The sequence below is a fragment of the Stenotrophomonas sp. S41 genome, assembly GCF_016624625.1.
In the GTDB taxonomy this organism is placed as follows: domain Bacteria; phylum Pseudomonadota; class Gammaproteobacteria; order Xanthomonadales; family Xanthomonadaceae; genus Stenotrophomonas.
Genome location: NZ_JACVTV010000039.1, coordinates 19197 through 35117, shown reverse-complemented (window position 1 = coordinate 35117; position 15921 = coordinate 19197). Strand labels below are relative to the sequence as shown.

Genomic DNA, 15921 nt, shown 5'->3' with positions numbered 1-15921 from the left:
CTCCGCGCGGGGGCCCCCCGGGGCCCCCCCGCCGCGGCGGCGGGGGGGGGGCCCCCCCCCCCCCCCCCCCGCCACTACCGGAGGGGCGGCGGCGCTTTTGGGCGCCGCCGCGTTGCATCACTTGCGTACGAACGCCAGCAGGTCGGCGTTGAACTGGTCGGCGTGGGTGATGGTCAGGCCGTGCGGGGCACCGGCGTAGACCTTCAGCTCGGCGTCCTTGATGATCTGCGAGGACAGCTTGGCCGACGCATCGAACGGCACGATCTGGTCGTCATCGCCATGCACGACCAGGGCCGGCACGTCGATCTTCTTCAGGTCTTCGGTGTAGTCCACTTCCGAGAACTCGTGCACGCAGTCGTACTGGCCCTTGACGCCGCCCAGCATGCCCTGCAGCCAGAAAGAATCGCGCATGCCCTGGGTGACGCTGTTGCCATCGCGGTTGGCGCCGAAGAACGGTGCGGTCAGGTCCTTGAAGAACTGCGAGCGATCACCGCCGGTGCCCTTGCGGATGCCGTCGAACACTTCCAGCGGAGTGCCGGCCGGGTTGGCCTCGGTCTTCAGCATCAGCGGCGGCACGGCGCCGACCAGCACCACCTTGGCCACGCGCTTGCTGCCATGGCGGCCGATGTAGTGGGCCACTTCGCCACCACCGGTGGAGTGGCCGACCAGGATCGCGTCCTTCAGGTCGAGCGCATCGAGCACCGCGGCCAGGTCGTCGGCGTAGGTGTCCATGTTGTTGCCGTCCCAGGTCTGGCTGGAGCGGCCGTGGCTGCGGCGGTCATGGGCGATGACGCGGTAGCCGTTCTGGCCCATGAACAGCATCTGCGGATCCCACGCGTCGGACGACAGCGGCCAGCCATGGGCGAACACGATCGGCTGGCCGGTGCCCCAATCCTTGTAGAAGATGCGGGCGCCATCTTTGACGGTTACGAAGTTGCTCATTGCGGGTTCCTTTGGCGGTAGGGGAAAGACAACCGGCGGTGACGCTGCCGGCGTACCGGCAGTAGAGCGCAGGATCCGCCGCGCGGCTTGCACGCCTGTGTCCGATGGATGGCAGGCGGTCGCAGGTGGGGACGACGCGTTCCGCTCTGGCGGCGGGCGGTCGATGCTGGCCACGATGCCCGCTCTGCCAGGGAGGACGCTGCATGAAGAAGATGCTGTCGGGGGCGATCGTGGGTTGGCTGCTGGCCGGTACCGCGCTGGCCCAGACCCATGTCTACAAATGCGTGGACGGGCCGCACCCGATCTACCAGCAGACGCCGTGCCAGGGGCGGGCGGAATGGCGCTGGGACGTGCCGGCCGAGACGGCGCAGGCACGAGGCAAGGGTGAGTCAAAGCCCGCGCGCCCGGCGCAGGCGGGCAGGGCGCCGGCCAATGTGCGGCGTGGCCGTCGCGCTCGGGCCGAGGGCGCACTGATCACCCTCGCGCGGGATCCCGCCGGCTGCGAGCAGGCGCGCCGCGAGCAGGCGCGGAAGATGACGCGTGCGCGTCGGCTGGACTACCAGCAGCGGCGGCAGCTGGACGACGCCCTGCGCCTGGCCTGCCAGTCCCCCTGAAACAGCAACGGCACCCGAAGGTGCCGTTGCGTGTGGTGCAGTGCCAGGAACTCAGTTGCCGTCGCTGGCCGCCGCCGGCGCACCGGAAGCTTCCGCCTTCGGCAGGCTGAGCTCCGGATTGCCCTGTTCGGCCTGCAGGATCTGGATGCGGCGCTGCAGGGCGTCCAGCTGGTTGTTGGTGCTCTGCACATCGGTGCTCAGGCTGACCGCCTGCTGCTGGGCCTGCTGCAGGGACGCGCTGACCTGGGCCGACTGTGCCTGCTGCTGTTCCATTTCCTGCTGCAGGGTGCGCAGGCGTTCTTCGTTGTACGACACCAGCCGCTCGGTGTAGCGCTTGCCTGCTTCCAGGCGGGTGGTATCGATGTAGACCTGGGCCAGCTGCTCGGTCTGCTGCACGAAGGTGCGGTAGACGCGCTCGGCGTTGTCGACGGCATCGGTCTTGATGACGCGCCAGAAGTTCTTTTCCTGGAACAGCGCCACGTAGTAGGTCAGGGTGCTGGCGTTGAACAGCAGGCTGGCGCCGTAGTTGCCGTTGTAGGTGGTACGCAGCTCGGTGAGCTGGTTGCCATCCATCAACTGCTTGAGTTCGTCCACCGTATTGCGCACCACCGGCCCGCTGCGGACCGGTTCGGCCGCCGCTTCGCGATCGCCGCGTGCTGCCAGTGCCGACGGTGCCACCAGGATCATGGCCATGGCCAGCAGTGCCGCGCCGCGCGGATCCCGGGCGAAGACGGTGCCCCCTGAAGTTTCTCGCATGTCTAGACCATCCACGAACGAAGTGTGGTTGAAATGAATGTGGTTCCCCGCCGCGAGTCTAGCATGGGTGCAGCAGACGCCAACCGCACTGGACGGCACTCAATACACCAGCTGGGCGGCATTGCACTGGATCGACTGCATGCTGACGTCGGTCCGGCCCAGTTCCAGGCCCAGCAGATTGGCCAGCAGGTCGGTCAGCAGTTTGCCGACGCTGTTGAGCACGGGTTTGAGGATCTCCAGGATCGGCGTGAGCACCGTGCACAGCAGGCCCGAGCAGCTGACGTTGTTACCGGGGGCGGTGACGCCGCCACCGGCACTGGGGTCGTTGAATCCGCCGGGCTTGGTCTGGATGTAGGACGCCAGGTTGTCACGCACGCAGTTGTTGTAGTTGAGCAGGTTGCCCAGCAGGCTGTCGCAGCGCCGCACCAGCAGCTGCCCGGTGAGACCGCCGATCAGTCCTTCCAGGGCACCCAGGCCCTGGCCGGTAACGGTGACCCGGTATGCAGCCCAGACCGAGCCCGGCTCGTAGCAGGTGCCCAGCAGGAGCAGGCCGCAGGCGTAAGGCACGCCGTTCGGCGCGGCCCACTCTCCCAGTCCCTTCAGTTCGATGGAAGGATTTCCGTTGATCAGCAGCGGAATGACATTGTCGACGTTGTAGCGGGCACCGGGGGCGTGCGCGGCGGTCAGGTAGCGGTCGGCCAGGGCCGTCGCGGCCTGCTTGGCATCGCTGGTGGGGCCGCTCAGCATGCCGGACAGCACGCGCAGCAGTTCATTGACCAGGCCTGACACCGTATCTCCCAGCGCCAGCGGATTGACCCGGGTGGAGCCGGTCTGACCAGCGGCCAGCGTCAGGTTCTGGCTATCGGTCAGCGCCGGCAGGGTGATCTTGTTGTTGATCAGCGGCTGGCCGAGCAGGGTCAGCAGCTGGGCGTTCTGCAGCGTCGCATCGCAGACATTGCTCTTGGAGAAGACATCGGCGGCATTGACGCTGCCGACGCACGCCCGCAGCACCGACGAATCCACCTTGACCGTGGCAGTGGGCGGTGTGGCGCCGCACTGGATCGAGGTCAGCGTGCCCATCGCGTTGGTGACATCGACGTGCAGCGGCAGGTGCAGGCGCGTACCCAGCAGCGACAGCAATGCGCCGATGGCAGGCACGCGGTTGCTGTCGACGTCCACCATCAACCGCACCTGCGCGTTGTAGGCGCGCGCACCGATGCCGCCGATGGCGATGGACGGCGGCTCGATCACGCCGGCCTTGGCCTCGATGCCGAGCAGGTTGAGACCGCGGACCTGCAGGCCATTGTTGTCATTGGCGATGGAGATGCCGGTATTGAGCAGGTCCAGCACGTTGATTTTCGATTCCAGCGCGCTGCCGATGGTTCCATCCGGCGCGATCACTTCGGCGAACAGGCCACCACCACCGGTCTGGCTGCCGAGGGTGATGTTGGCCTGGTTGATGTCCAGGCCGGTCGACACCAGGCTGCCCAGCGCACGCAGCTGCGCGGCCGCCACGCTGTCACGGCCGAGCACGACGGCAGTGGCATCGACCAGCTGTGCCAGCGAGATCCTGTTGACCGACAGCAGGCGGTTGAAGTCTGCCACGCTCAGGTTGGCCTCCACCGGGATGCCCAGTGCCTTCAGCAGGCCGGACGGGGTCACGCTGACCTGGGCCAGGCCGTCGTAGGACAGCACGGTGGCGTTGCTTACATCCAGGCCGACCAGGCGCAGCGTGGACATCAGCGGCGAGGCGCCATTGGTGCGCAGCAGCTGCGAGCCCACGCTGAACACCGCGGACGGCGCGGTGCGCTTGGCCACGGCCTGGGCGCTGACCGTCGGCAGCTGCGCATTGATGCCGAAGAACGGCAGCACGCTGCGATGCGCCACCACCTTCACCGCATTGCGTGGGTTCTCCGCGCTGACGGCAGCAAGGAAGTGATCGGCGCTGGCGTGGTTGGCGTTCCAGTTGCCGCAGCTCACCTCCAGCTGGCCACCGAAGCCATTTTCCTGCAGTGCGTTGTGGCGGGCGGCGGCATTGTCGGTGTTGCCGGACGTGCACAGGTCCAGGCGCTGCGCGCCCGCCAGGGCGGCCAGATCGGCCACCTTCTGCGCATCGCGCTTGGCCCAGAGCAGGTAGCCCACTTCCACCAGGCCGAGCATCGCCACCAGCGAGACCAGCACCAGCATCATGGTGACCGACATGCCACCGCGTTGGTGGAAGGCAAGGGTGCGCGGCGCACGGCTCATGGTCGAGTCCTCAGCGGCCGGAACCGGATGCGCCGGAAGCGGGCGTGACGTCGGTTTCGAAGAACTCCGGAATTTCGTGCTCGAAGCTCTTCAGGTAGCGCGCATAGCTGGCCGTGGCCTGGTCACCGAGGATCGGCAGGCGGGCGCCGGCCTGAGTGCCCGAGGCCTGCAGCTGGAACAGGTGGCGCACGGTCGCGCCGTTGCCGGTCGGCACCAGGGCGGCCGTGCTTTGGGCGGCCGGCGGTGCGACCTGCGTGCTGATGGCGGAGGCAGTCGTCGCCACTGCAGGCGCGGTCAGATCCACGGTGGGCAGCTGCTGGGCCGGTGCCGACGGTGGCGCGTGTAAGGGGGCCGGCGCTGCGGGCAGAGGGCCGCCCATCATCTGTCCGGTGAGCGGCGGTTGCGGCGACTGCGCGGCGCTGGCCGAAGCCCACAGCAGGCATGTGGCGGCCAGGGCCATGCGGGGGTGGAACAGGAAAATGGAAGCGGTCATGGCGTGTTCCCGGTGGGGTGGTCGGCACTGCCGAAGCGTTCAAGCATGGACGGCGGCAGGCGCGGGACGAGGCGATCGTCGCGCTCGGCGCGTGGGGATTCGGCGGCAATGCGGCCGGGCACAGCCACGCGGGTGGGCATGGCGGTGCGCGCCGCTGCAACGGGGGCGGTTGCCGGCGTGCTGCGCGCGGCGTCACGCTGCTGCCAACGTGCGCGGATCTGCTGGGCCTGCTCGCTGATGCTGCGCTGTACGTCCGGGCTGAGCTGGGCCTGCGCCGCCAGCCGCTCGGCCGTTGCCGCATCACCGCGCAGCACGGCCCACAGGGCCAGGTTGGCGGTCGCCTTGGCATTGCCCGGCTGCAGCTCCAGCGCCTTGGCCAGTGGTTCGCGTGCCTGCTCCAGCTGGCCGGCACGCAGGCGTGCATAGCCCAGGTCGCCGAGGTAGTCGGTGTTCAACGGCTGCAGGCGGGTAGCGCGCGCCAGCGCCAGTTCGCTGGCGGCATCATCGTTGCGGCGCGCTGCGATCAGGCCCAGGCCGTGCGCGGCAGCGGCGGCCTGGGCGCCGGAATCGAGGCTGCGATAGATGTCGGCGGCCGCGTCGGCCTGGCCGGTCTCGCGCAGGGCGTCGGCCTGCAGCAGGCGCAACGCGGGCGCATCGCCGAAGCGCTGCCGATAGGCATCGACATGGGCCAGCGAGGCAAACCACGCGCCCTGCTGCTGCATGCGCGCGATCAGTTCCAGGTAGGTGTTGCGGCTGTCCTGCGGTGCCGGCGTCGGCTCGGCAAGGCTGGGCCCTTGGCGATAGGCCGGGGTGGTCGAGGCGCAGCCGGCGAGCACGGCCAGGGCGCACAGCAGGTAGGCGGGGCGAAGCGCAGGCATGAGGTTCATCCCATCTTGGTGAAGGTATTGGCCAGCGCCACCAGCGCAGGGCCGGCAAGCACCAGCATCAGCGCCGGCAGCAGGGTCAGCATCATCACCACGGTCATCTTCACCGAGAGCTTTCCGACCTTTTCCTTCAGCCTGTTGCGGCGCTGTTCGCGCAGGCGCGCGCTGAACTGCCGCAGCGGTTCCTGCACCGCGCCGCCATGCGCATGCACCTGCAGGATCAGCTGCACGAGGCTGGACAGGTCGTCATCGCCGTAGACCTCGCTGAGGCGGCGCAGCGATTGCGCGCGCGTGCGGCCGAGCGAATAGGCGGTGTTCGCTTCCTGGATCTCGCGACCCAGCACGGGCAGCGCATCGCGCAGCTTGTCGCCTAGTGTCTGCAGGCTCTGGTCCATGCTGAAACCCACGCCCTGCAGCAGGCGCAGCAGGTCGATCAGCAGCGGCAGTTCGTTGGACACCGCGCGGCGCCGCCGCGCCACCCAGCTCGACAGCGCGAACTTCGGCAGCAGCAGTCCCGCCGCCAGCGCAGCGATGACCACCATCAGGCGTGACACGCCGGTGGCGTCACTCATTGCCAGTGCGGCCACCAGCACCAGCACGGCCAGCATCAGCCGCAGGGCGAGGTAGATGGCGGTGCCACGTCGCGTGTTCCAGCCGGCAAGGTCGAGCAGCAGCCGGTCTTCATTGGCCAGCAGCGCGGCTTCCAGGCGGCCACCGGCAAACAGTTGGCCGAGCTGCTGCAGCCAGCCGAAGGAGTCGCGCGCAGGCGCGGGCTCCGGCGGTGCGGCATCACGCGGGCGCAGTGCGGTCTGCAGGGTCGCGGCCGTGCGCGCTTCGCGGTTGCCACGCACCCAGCCGCCGAGGCCGAGCAGGGCCACGCCTGCGGCCAGCACCAGCAGGGCCAGCATCCACCAGGTGGCGGCGCTCATCGCAGGTCTCCCGGGTACAGATGCGTAGTCATAGCGAGCGCGCCAGTCGATACAGCAGGAAGCCACCGACCAGCTCCAGGCCGAGGGCCATCAGCAGCACCTTGTGGCCCAGCGGGTCGTGCAGCACGGGCTGGAAGAAATCGGGACTGCTGATCGCCATCAGCACGGCGCAGGCCGGTGGCAGCAGGCCCAGCACCCAGGCCGACATCCTCGTTTCCGAGGTGGTCGCCGCCAGTTCCTGCTGCGCCTGCTCGAGGTCGCGCATGAAATCGCCCATGCGCTGCAGGATCTGGTCGGACCGTCCGCCGATGCGCACGCTGACGCCGATCACCACGGCAAGCACCTTGAGCACGTCCATCTGGTACGGCTGCGCGGCCAAGCCCAGCGCCCGGTCAAGGTCCATGCCGCTGCGCGCGTAGCGCACGGTGGTGTCGAGCATCCCGCGCAGCGGCGCGGTGGTCTGCACCGAGGCTGTCTGGAAGGCCATCTGCAGGCTGTTGCCGAGCGCGGTCAGGCGCACCAGGTTGTCGAGGAAATCCGGCAGCTGGTGCAGCAGGCGCGCACGCAGGCGTGTGGTGCGGCGGACGATCCACAGGCCGCAGCCGAGCAGGTACAGGCCGAGCGTGAGCGGGAACATCCACAGCGTACCCAGGCGCAGCACGGCGACGACCGAAAGCACGATGCCCGGCACGAGCAGCAGCAGTGGCAGCTTCCAGCCCGGCTCCAGGCCGGCGCGCTGCAGGAGAGCGTCCCAGGGCAGGGCGCGCTTGGCTGCTGCGGGCGCGGCACGCGCGGGATCGGCAGCCGGCAGCGGCGTGCTGCCACCGCGGCCGAGCTGCTGTTCGGCGTGCTGCAGCGAGGTCTGGCGCTGTTGGCGGCCGTGCGCGGTGCCCCACAGCCATACGGCCGCGGCCAGCAGCACGGCCACGATGCTCAGCAGCAGGAGCGCGGCGGTACCCATCTCAGAAGTCTCTGTACAGCGACTCGCGCAGCTGCTGGCGGAACGGCTCCAGCTTGCGCGAATGGGGCTGGAAGCCGAGGCCGATCCAGCGGTTGACCTCCGCCCCGTTCGCGTCCACCTGCACTTCGTGGCGGAACATCTCCTGGGTGGTGATCAGGTTGTCGCTGACGCCGGTGATCTCGGTGATCGACACCAGCACGCGGCGGCCACTGGGCAGTCGCGCGATCTGTACGATGAAATCGATCGCACTGGCGATCTGCCGGCGCAGGCTGTCCTCGCTGCCCTGGAAGCCGGCAAAGCCGGCCAGCATCTCGATGCGGTACAGGCAGTCGCGTGGCGAGTTGGCGTGGATGGTGGCCATCGAACCGTCATGGCCGGTGTTCATCGCCTGCAGCATTTCCAGCACCTCGGCGCCACGCACCTCGCCCACCACGATGCGGTCCGGGCGCATGCGCAGGCTGTTGCGCACCAGGTCGCGGATGCCGACCGCACCATGGCCATCGGCACCGCCCACGCGGCTTTCCAGGCGCACTACGTGCGGGTGGTTCAGCGACAGCTCGGCGGTGTCTTCCACGGTGATGACGCGCTCGGTTTCCGGCACGTAGCTGGTCAGCGCGTTCAGCAGCGAGGTCTTGCCCGAACTGGTGCCGCCGGAAACCAGGATGTTGCAGCGGCCCAGCACCATGGCCTTGATCAGCGCCTGCATCGGTGCGTCGAAGGTGCCCTTGGCCAGCAGCTCGTCCGGGGTGAAGGGATCCTTGCGGAACTTGCGGATGGACACCATCGGTCCGTCCACGGCCAATGGTGAGATGATGGCGTTGAGGCGGCCGCCGTTGGGCAGGCGCGCATCCACCATCGGATTGGAGTCGTCCAGGCGGCGGCCGATCGGGGCCAGGATGCGGCGCAGGATGCGCAGCAGGTGGGTGTCGTCGGTGAAGCGCTGGGTCGCGCGCCGCAGCACGCCGCCCTGCGAGACATGCACGTCCTTGAAGCCGTTGATCAGGATGTCCTCGATCGTCGGGTCGTGCAGCAGGTCATCCAGCGGGCCGAAACCGGTGAGCTCCTTCACCAGCCCCTGGGCGACGGCCTGCATCTCCTCCTCGTTGATGGGGATGCGCCACTCCTGGATGAAGCTGACGGTCTGCACCTGCACCCAGCGCGCGATGGTGTCCGGCGCCCAGGAGTCGATGTCGATCCGCTCGTCTTCGATGCTGTTGAGCAGGTGCTCATGCGCGGCCGACAGCACCTTCTGGTACTGCTCGGTCTGCGCGAACGGCGGGTTGGCCGGTGCGTTGTCAGGCAGCACGGCGCGCGCCATGGCATTGGGAAACAGGGTCACTTTGTCTTCCATGGCGTTCCACCCAGGGCAAGGGCAAGTCTTTCCCGCAGGCCGGGCGGCAGGGCCGGGCCGGCGGCCGGGTCCAGTCGCGCCACCAGCGGGGCGAGGGCGCGCAGGTACGGATCGCGCGGGGCATCCTGCAGCAGCAGATGGCCGTGGCTGGCCGCGGCCCGCACGCGCGGGCGCTCGGGCAGGGTGGCCAGCAGCGGCAGTTCGAAGCGGCGTGCGATCTGTTCGGGAGCCAGGCCGCTGTGTTCGTCATGACGGTTGACCACCAGCTGCAGCCGGCTTTCGCGTTCACGCTGTCCGCTCAGGTGCTTGAGGGCATGGTCGAGCGAGACGAGGGTGGCAATGGCGGTGTCGGCCACCAGCCAGATCTCGTCGGCCTGTTCCAGCAGCAGCGGCGGCAGCTGGCGCAGCGGGCAACCGCCGGCATCGCACAGCACGCTGGTGAAAACCCCGCGCAGGCGCTGCAGCAGCGCGCCGGGATCGGAGGGCGGCACCGCATCGCTGCCGCTGGCGCGGTCGAGCAGGACCAGGCCGCTGGTGTGCCGGGCCATTGCGGTACGTGCGAGTGTGGCGTCGATGCGGCTGGCGTTGCGCAGCGCATCTTCGTAGTGGAAGCGGCTGTCGAGGTTGAGGTACAGCGCGAGATCGCCCGCCGGCTGCGCCAGTTCCATCAGCAGGCCGTCGGTTCCGGTGGCATCGTCGCCTGCGTGCCTGCGCTGCTGCTGGGCGAGCACGGCCAGATGTGCGGCCAGGGTGCTGGTGCCGACGCCAGCGCGGACGCCAAGCAGCAGCACGAACCGCGCGCGGTGCGACGGCTGCGGGGCGGCGGCGGTGCGCGGCGAGAGCGCCCGGCGCAGGGCGGTTTCGATTGCACCGTTGTCGCTGTCCAGGTCGAGCACATCGCGCAGGCCGGCGCGCAGGGCCATCACCACGCCTTCCACCTGGCCGGTGCCGGTGGCCCCCACGGCCATCAGGTTCAGGTCGGGCTGGGCCTGCTGCAGCTGCTCGGCCAGCACGGTCGAAGACGCCGCGTACTCCGGGCGGAAGTCGAGCAGCACCAGGCTGTTGGCACCCCGCTGCAGGTCCTGTGCCGAGGTCGGCTGCGTGCTGTCCTGCCAGTGCAGCACCGCCGATGCCGGCAGCCGCAGCGCCAACCGCGGCAGCAGTTCACGATCAATGCCGTACAGGACCAGGTTCATCGCTGGTCCCGTGGCATGCAGTGGCTGGGCGGTGGCGTAGGGCATGGGCGTGGGGTCGGCAGCATCGGGTCAGCGCGAGAAGCCTGGCACCGGGTCCTGGCTGACCGGGCCCAGCAGCCACGCACCCCATTCGGGCATGTGCGGGCGCGACTCGCGGTCGCCGGGCAGCGGCAGTTCGGTGTTGCGTGCCAGCGGCTGCACCAGGCGCGGGGTGACGATGATCACCAGCTCCTTGTCCTGGCGCTTGTAGTCGAGGTTGCGGAAGAACGAACCGATGATCGGCAGGTCGCCCAGCATCGGGATCTTGTTCACCGTGGACGCCACCGTTGAACTGACCAGGCCGCCGATGACGAAGCTTTCGCCGTCGCCCAGCTCGACCGTGGTGTCGGCGCGGCGCGTGCTGATCGAAGGGATCTGCACGCCATTGAGGGCGATGGCGTTGGTGTAGTCGAGGTCGCTGGCTTCCGGCGCCACCTTCAGTGCGATTCGGTTGGGCGACAGCACGGTGGGGGTGACGGTCAGGCCGATGCCGAAGGGCTTGTAGGTGACGGTGGTGGTGCCCAGGCCCTGCGGCTCGAGGATCGGCAGCTCGCCGCCGGCGAGGAAGCTCGCACTCTGCCCGGACAATGCGACCAAGGTCGGCTCGGCCAGGACGCGGGCCATGCCGTTGCTCTGCAGCAGGTCGACGTCGGCATTCCACAGGCCCTTGGTCGAGCCGAACACCAGCCGGAATGCGGATGAGATCGGCGACTCTGCTTCATTGCTGCTGCCGCCTTCCGTCATTCCCGGCAGCACGCCGGTGTTGCCCGGCAGGATGCCGCCGGGGCGGGCGAAGCCGTAGGCGAAGCCACCGTTGCGATTCTGGAAGCTGATGCCGATCTGCTTCAGCGCGGTCTTGTTGAACTCGACCACCTTCACTTCCACCTGCACCACGCCGCCACTGGCGATGGTGGAGGCGTCGGCCAGCATGCCGTCCTTGCCCAGGGCCATGGCCGCGGTCTTCTGCTCCTGCATGTGGGTCAGCATGGTGTCGCTGCTTCCCTGCAGCAGTCCCTGCTGGTCCTGCTGGGTGAACACCAGGCCGTTGCGGCCGGCATCCGCGGCGCCCTGCACGGCGCTCTGCACCCGCACCTGCAGTCGCTGCGGTTCGCCCTGCTTCTTGTGCCACAGCAGCAGGGTGGTGGTGCCGGGCGCCTTGCCGACCAGTAGTGCCTGGCGCTGGCCGCGCAGCATCACCACGTCGGCGACGCCCGGATCGGCGATCGCCACCCGTTCGAGATCGGCCGGCAGCGTCCACGGACGCTGTTCGCGGGCCTGCAGCACCAGCTCATCTGCCGCCACGCCCGTGCCGGGCGCCAGCAGCACCAGCAGCAGGGCCAGCCATCGCTGGCGGGCGGTCGGGCGAGGATGCGGGCGATGTACGGTCATGGAAGGTCTCGGGGCAGGTCAAAGGGAACCGCGGGGGGCTGCACTGTCGCCACGGATGATCTCGATGCCGGCCGGGCGCGCGGCGGCGCGTCGTGGTGCGGCCGGGCGCGGCGTCGTTTCGGCCACCGGCCGCGGCCGGGCAGCGCCGCCGGCCAGACCGTCGCCGTCGATGCCGGCGTAGGCGTTGTTCTCGGGGCGCTGCAGCGCTTCCTGTTGTTCGCTGTCTAGGCCGCGCAGCGGATCCAGCACGCCACGTGCCTGCGGGAACAGGGCAACGTCGGGCAGGCCGGCGTCGGCCGGGTTGCGCAGTGCCAGGAACAGCTTGCCCTGCTGCGCGCCCAGCAGCAGGCGGTTGGCTTCGTCCACCGGCACCGCCAGCACCGCGCTGCGTGCAGGCTGGGCGGTGTCGCTGCGGCTGCCCGTGCTGGCGCTGCCGGTGATGTCCGCGGCCCGCGGGTCGTCGCCCTGCGGGCTGCCGCTGTTTTCAGCGCCGGCCTGGGCCGTGTCCACGGCGATGTCCTGCTGCCCATAGCTGAGCACGCGCAGGCGGGACAGCAGCAGGCGGGTCTGCGCCGGCTCCGGCTGGCCGTTCGCGCTGTTGTTGGCGCTGCGCAGGTTGAGGAAGACATCGACGAAATCGCCCGGCAGGATGCGGTTGCCCGCACCCACCAGCTCATCGACCGGCACCGCCAACGCGCGCTCGCCGGGGCGAAGCTGCAGCGAGAAGCCCTGCGCCAGCAGGCCACGGCTGACCGTGGTGCCCTCGGCGATGTCCTGCACCGGCACCTTGCCGAGCACCGCGGCCAGGTCGGACGAGGCGCCCGGTTCGGCGCTGGTGCGCTGGGCCAGGCGTACGCCATCGGCGCGGATCGGTTCGCCGGCCGGCAGTCGTGCCACGGCTTCCACCACGGTGATGGTGCGTGCATCGGTGGTCGAGGCCGCCATGGGCGCGGTCGCCGTGGTGGCGGGCTTGCGCCCCACCATGAACGCCACCACCGCAAGCAGCGCGGCCAGGGCGATCAGTGCGACGGCGGCGATGCGGGTCAACTTGAGCATGGAACCATCTCCTGAAACCGATCGTCAGTTGCTGCCGAGATCGAGCTGGGCGACCGCAACGCTGCGGATCGGGGCCTTCATCACCCAGCCGTACAGCGTGCCGGTGCCGGGAAGGAAGGGGTGGCTGGAATAGTCGTAGCTGACCGTGACGGTCACGCACTGCGCGCTGGCCAGGCCGCTGCACGCCGCCGGCGGCGAGACCACGATGGCGCCGGTGCTGCTGGCCGCGCTGCAGTCAGGCTCCTGGCCCGAGAAGCGCAGCAGCCATTGCATCGAGCGGCGTGCGGCCGAGCATGCGGCGACGCGACGTTCGGCGGTGCTGCCGAAGCGCAGCGATGCGCGCGCGCCTTCGGCCGATGCGGTCGCCAGCGTCTGCTGCGCGGCCATGATCATCACGCCGGAAAAGGTGAGCATCAGCAGCGGAAGGAAGCCGAGCATCATCATCAGTGCGTACTCGACGGTGATGACGCCGCGTTGGGATCGGATCGTCTTCATGGCAGTACTCCCAGGGTCGAGGCCGCGACCCAGCCGATGGCGGCGAAGGCGAGATAGGCGGCGTAGGGGATGCCCTGGCGTCCCTGGCGGGCGAGGTGCATGTCCTGGATGGCCGGGCGCGCCTGCCAGTGCGCACTCCAACGTGCGCAGTGCAGTTGCAGGCGTGGCGATACCCAGGGCATCAGCCGTCGCGTGCTGATCACCAGCACCGCGTGCAGGCCTGCCACCAGGCTTGCGGCGATCCAGATCGGCAGCAGGGCATTCCAGCCCAGCAGCAACCCCAGCACGGCGAAGAACTTGACGTCACCGGCGCCCATCCAGCCGAGCGCGTAGAAAGGCAGCAGCGATGCCAGCCCCAGCGCGGCGCCCAGCAGGTGCCCCCACCATGGCAGGTGCGGGCCGGAAAACTGACCGGCGACAATCAACGGGAGGGCAAGCGCGCACGCTCCGACCAGCCAGGCATTGGGGACACGGCGGGCATACAGATCGCTGATCGCGATGCGCAGGCTCAAACCCATGGCCAACAGCCCCAGTAACGTCATCCCACACCCTCAGCGTCCATCAATGGACCGTTTCTGTTTCAGCACTTTCAGTTCTTTCAGCGATCCGCAGCCGCGGCCGCGTGGGCCGCGTGCGGACCGTGGCGCCGCGGATTACGGGCCGGCGCCTGCGGCCTTGTTGGCCAGATCGGTCAGGTTCGTAAAGAGCTTCTGGAAGAACTTGGTGATCTGGTCGCCACCGACGGCGATGATCACGCCGGCAATCACTGCCGCCAGCAGGCCATATTCCAGCGCGGTCACGCCGTCTTCTTCGTTGAGGAACTTGCGGATCGATGCGTTCATGACGGTTGTCTCCCTATACCAGTCAGGTTTTCGTGTATTACCCAGGTTGAATGGGCGCCCGGCTCCACCGGGTCCATCCATGGACCCCCGCCATCCTGGCAGGGGGACATGGCGGGACAGTCCCGCCATGGTCAATCAACGTGATCCCTGTCCCCGGGAGCAGCCTGCACACGAGCGCCATCGCGCGGCGTCCTGCCGCGGGTCGGCTGTATGCGGGTGGCGTGCGTCTGCATGTTTCCCCCTGGCTGAGGCCGATGTCGCGTGGCCGGATCACCATGGCATCGACTCTTGCCCGAATGGCGCGGTGCCGCAAGCCAAATCAATATGCAAATTCGGCAGAAAGCCATTTTCGCGTGAAGAAAAACGGCCGTTCAGGTGAAGGAAAAACGTTACCCGACAAATCCGTTCATTTGGATCGAGAAAATCGCCGGGAAGCCTTGCTGCATGCGAATTCCGTGCCATTCGCGGCTACATTTCGAAAGACTGAACATTAATGGTTTACGTAATGCATCACTGTTTACGGGCGCTCATTTACACGCAATACTCCAACGCAATCGAAACGTACCCGTGGCAGCCGGCCGCAGTGCAGGCAGGGCTCGCTACGGCACGATGAATGGATTGCGGCGCGCGCCCTGTCAGGCAGTGGGGGCGGCGGATACGGACTCATGGGGGACGACACTGTCATGGAAGGTGGGGTGGGCGATATCGAAGGCGGCCAGCTCGACGGCGGCGAACTCCGGTCGATCGACCTGGCGACGCTGAGCGGCGTGCTTCGCGTCTGCGATGTGGAACTGCTGCTGCTCGACGGCAACGGACCCAAGGCTGCCTTCTCTTCGCGCGTGCACGATGAAGCGCTGTTCTGCAGCATCACCTGCGGCTTCCATTGCCGTGGGCGCTTCATGCTGCCGCCGGACTGGGCGATGCTCGGCTTCGTGCATGCCACCGATGAAGTGCAGAGCTGGTGCCACGGCGTGCCGATGGTGGCGGGCATGTCGTTCACGGTGCTGCCTGAAGGCATCAGTGAGTTCACGCTCAGCGCTGGCACCCAGATCACCGTCATGCTGCTGCCCGTGGCGCGGGTGCAGCGCAAGCTCACCGAACTGAGCCTGCGCAGCACGCCACCGGCCGGCCAGGCCCTGAGCCTGGTGCAGCTGCCCGTCGACAGCCAGGCGCTGGCCAACCACTACCTGCAGCTGCACGCGCAGCTGGGGCAGGGTGCGCCACTGCAGCCGGAAGAAACCGACCGCCTGCTGCATGAACACATCCAGGCGCTGCTGGCGGCCGGGCCTGCCGATCGCCCCGGCTTCACCCGCGCGCGGCGGACGCACTACCTCATCGCGCAGCGTGCCGAGAACTTCATGCGCCTCAACCTACGGCGCAACATCTATATGAATGAAATCTGTGATGCGGCCGGCGTCAGCGAACGTGGCCTGCGCTACGCGTTCGAGGATCTGTTCGGCGTGTCGCCCAACCGTTACCTGTCGATGCTTCGGCTGTGCGCCGCATGCCGCAGCCTGTCGATGGCCGACTCCAGCCGCCGCTCGGTCAAGGCCATCGCACTCAGTTGTGGCCTGTGGGATCTCTCGCGCTTTGCCGACAATTACCGCAAGGTGTTCGGCGAACTGCCGCGCGACACGTTGATGCGCTCGCCGGCACAGATGGGCCAGCCGGCCTGAAACAGGCGCGCTGCCGAATCTGCATATCCGCCTGCCGAATCCGCCCGTGGC

Annotated in this window: 17 protein-coding genes; 2 read left to right on the top strand and 15 right to left on the bottom strand. The window is 68.5% G+C overall.

The features are described from left to right. Nucleotides 1-117: 117 nt before the first annotated feature. The gene (locus IAE56_RS10490) at nt 118-942 is read right to left on the bottom strand and encodes an alpha/beta hydrolase (RefSeq protein WP_108769103.1); all 825 of its coding nucleotides are present in this window, start codon (nt 940-942) and stop codon (nt 118-120) included. Nucleotides 943-1145: 203 nt separating this feature from the next. On the opposite strand from IAE56_RS10490, the gene IAE56_RS10485 reads away from it, so the two are divergent. Continuing rightward, nucleotides 1146-1556: a hypothetical protein gene (locus tag IAE56_RS10485; RefSeq protein WP_200752506.1), complete on the top strand. Its 411-nt coding sequence runs from the start codon at nt 1146-1148 to the stop codon at nt 1554-1556. A gap of 51 nt (nt 1557-1607) precedes the next feature. Here the strand turns inward: IAE56_RS10485 and IAE56_RS10480 are convergent, their stop codons facing one another. From IAE56_RS10480 to IAE56_RS10415, 14 genes are all read right to left on the bottom strand, one after another. Continuing rightward, the gene (locus tag IAE56_RS10480) at nt 1608-2312 is read right to left on the bottom strand and encodes a DUF2968 domain-containing protein (protein WP_200752505.1); all 705 of its coding nucleotides are present in this window, start codon (nt 2310-2312) and stop codon (nt 1608-1610) included. A gap of 99 nt (nt 2313-2411) precedes the next feature. Next, nucleotides 2412-4559, bottom strand: a complete 2148-nt coding sequence (locus IAE56_RS10475) for a TadG family pilus assembly protein (protein WP_200752504.1) — start codon at nt 4557-4559, stop codon at nt 2412-2414. Nucleotides 4560-4569: 10 nt separating this feature from the next. Further along, nucleotides 4570-5052, bottom strand: coding sequence for a DUF3613 domain-containing protein (locus IAE56_RS10470; RefSeq protein ID WP_200752503.1), 483 nt, complete (start codon nt 5050-5052; stop codon nt 4570-4572). After that, entirely contained in the window at nt 5049-5930 is an 882-nt protein-coding gene (locus IAE56_RS10465) for a Flp pilus assembly protein TadD (protein WP_200752502.1), read from the bottom strand. Before IAE56_RS10465 ends, IAE56_RS10470 begins: the two co-directional genes overlap by 4 nt. Nucleotides 5931-5935: 5 nt before the next feature. After that, nucleotides 5936-6865, bottom strand: a complete 930-nt coding sequence (locus IAE56_RS10460; RefSeq protein WP_200752501.1) for a type II secretion system F family protein — start codon at nt 6863-6865, stop codon at nt 5936-5938. A gap of 28 nt (nt 6866-6893) precedes the next feature. Then, the gene (locus IAE56_RS10455) at nt 6894-7826 is read right to left on the bottom strand and encodes a type II secretion system F family protein (RefSeq protein ID WP_200752500.1); all 933 of its coding nucleotides are present in this window, start codon (nt 7824-7826) and stop codon (nt 6894-6896) included. A 1-nt stretch (nt 7827) separates the two neighbouring features. After that, nucleotides 7828-9177 (bottom strand): CpaF family protein, encoded by a 1350-nt coding sequence (locus IAE56_RS10450; protein ID WP_200752499.1) that lies wholly within the window; start codon nt 9175-9177, stop codon nt 7828-7830. Further along, complete coding sequence (locus IAE56_RS10445; RefSeq protein WP_234456008.1) at nt 9162-10373, bottom strand: fimbrial protein; 1212 nt, start codon at nt 10371-10373, stop codon at nt 9162-9164. The genes IAE56_RS10450 and IAE56_RS10445 overlap by 16 nt, the downstream gene beginning before the upstream one ends. Before the next feature lie 69 nt (nt 10374-10442). Beyond that, the gene (locus tag IAE56_RS10440; protein WP_200752497.1) at nt 10443-11801 is read right to left on the bottom strand and encodes a type II and III secretion system protein family protein; all 1359 of its coding nucleotides are present in this window, start codon (nt 11799-11801) and stop codon (nt 10443-10445) included. Between the two features lie 18 nt (nt 11802-11819). Beyond that, complete coding sequence (gene cpaB / locus IAE56_RS10435) at nt 11820-12857, bottom strand: Flp pilus assembly protein CpaB (RefSeq protein ID WP_200752496.1); 1038 nt, start codon at nt 12855-12857, stop codon at nt 11820-11822. Nucleotides 12858-12881: 24 nt separating this feature from the next. Continuing rightward, nucleotides 12882-13352, bottom strand: coding sequence for a TadE/TadG family type IV pilus assembly protein (locus IAE56_RS10430; RefSeq protein WP_200752495.1), 471 nt, complete (start codon nt 13350-13352; stop codon nt 12882-12884). After that, complete coding sequence (locus IAE56_RS10425) at nt 13349-13894, bottom strand: prepilin peptidase (protein ID WP_200752494.1); 546 nt, start codon at nt 13892-13894, stop codon at nt 13349-13351. Before IAE56_RS10425 ends, IAE56_RS10430 begins: the two co-directional genes overlap by 4 nt. A gap of 111 nt (nt 13895-14005) precedes the next feature. Continuing rightward, a complete protein-coding gene (locus tag IAE56_RS10420) occupies nt 14006-14194 on the bottom strand; it encodes a Flp family type IVb pilin (protein ID WP_200752493.1) in 189 nt (62 codons plus the stop codon). Nucleotides 14195-14464: 270 nt separating this feature from the next. Beyond that, nucleotides 14465-14656 carry a hypothetical protein gene (locus IAE56_RS10415; RefSeq protein ID WP_200752492.1) on the bottom strand — a complete coding sequence of 64 codons (192 nt, stop codon included), beginning with the start codon at nt 14654-14656 and terminating at the stop codon, nt 14465-14467. A 203-nt stretch (nt 14657-14859) separates the two neighbouring features. On the opposite strand from IAE56_RS10415, the gene IAE56_RS10410 reads away from it, so the two are divergent. Continuing rightward, entirely contained in the window at nt 14860-15870 is a 1011-nt protein-coding gene (locus IAE56_RS10410; RefSeq protein WP_200752491.1) for an AraC family transcriptional regulator, read from the top strand. Nucleotides 15871-15921 lie beyond the last annotated feature (51 nt).

Excerpts from the sequence above, each read along its gene's own strand:
- IAE56_RS10450 (WP_200752499.1), bottom strand. The coding sequence starts at position 9,177 with ATGGAAGACAAAGTGACCCTGTTTCCCAATGCCATGGCGCGCGCCGTG.
- IAE56_RS10485 (WP_200752506.1), top strand. The coding sequence starts at position 1,146 with ATGAAGAAGATGCTGTCGGGGGCGATCGTGGGTTGGCTGCTGGCCGGT.
- IAE56_RS10420 (WP_200752493.1), bottom strand. The coding sequence starts at position 14,194 with ATGAACGCATCGATCCGCAAGTTCCTCAACGAAGAAGACGGCGTGACC.
- IAE56_RS10460 (WP_200752501.1), bottom strand. The coding sequence starts at position 6,865 with ATGAGCGCCGCCACCTGGTGGATGCTGGCCCTGCTGGTGCTGGCCGCA.
- IAE56_RS10445 (WP_234456008.1), bottom strand. The coding sequence starts at position 10,373 with ATGAACCTGGTCCTGTACGGCATTGATCGTGAACTGCTGCCGCGGTTG.
- IAE56_RS10490 (WP_108769103.1), bottom strand. The coding sequence starts at position 942 with ATGAGCAACTTCGTAACCGTCAAAGATGGCGCCCGCATCTTCTACAAG.
- cpaB (WP_200752496.1), bottom strand. The coding sequence starts at position 12,857 with ATGCTCAAGTTGACCCGCATCGCCGCCGTCGCACTGATCGCCCTGGCC.
- IAE56_RS10470 (WP_200752503.1), bottom strand. The coding sequence starts at position 5,052 with ATGACCGCTTCCATTTTCCTGTTCCACCCCCGCATGGCCCTGGCCGCC.
- IAE56_RS10425 (WP_200752494.1), bottom strand. The coding sequence starts at position 13,894 with ATGACGTTACTGGGGCTGTTGGCCATGGGTTTGAGCCTGCGCATCGCG.
- IAE56_RS10455 (WP_200752500.1), bottom strand. The coding sequence starts at position 7,826 with ATGGGTACCGCCGCGCTCCTGCTGCTGAGCATCGTGGCCGTGCTGCTG.
- IAE56_RS10480 (WP_200752505.1), bottom strand. The coding sequence starts at position 2,312 with ATGCGAGAAACTTCAGGGGGCACCGTCTTCGCCCGGGATCCGCGCGGC.
- IAE56_RS10415 (WP_200752492.1), bottom strand. The coding sequence starts at position 14,656 with ATGGCACGGAATTCGCATGCAGCAAGGCTTCCCGGCGATTTTCTCGAT.
- IAE56_RS10440 (WP_200752497.1), bottom strand. The coding sequence starts at position 11,801 with ATGACCGTACATCGCCCGCATCCTCGCCCGACCGCCCGCCAGCGATGG.
- IAE56_RS10475 (WP_200752504.1), bottom strand. The coding sequence starts at position 4,559 with ATGAGCCGTGCGCCGCGCACCCTTGCCTTCCACCAACGCGGTGGCATG.
- IAE56_RS10465 (WP_200752502.1), bottom strand. The coding sequence starts at position 5,930 with ATGCCTGCGCTTCGCCCCGCCTACCTGCTGTGCGCCCTGGCCGTGCTC.
- IAE56_RS10410 (WP_200752491.1), top strand. The coding sequence starts at position 14,860 with ATGGGGGACGACACTGTCATGGAAGGTGGGGTGGGCGATATCGAAGGC.
- IAE56_RS10430 (WP_200752495.1), bottom strand. The coding sequence starts at position 13,352 with ATGAAGACGATCCGATCCCAACGCGGCGTCATCACCGTCGAGTACGCA.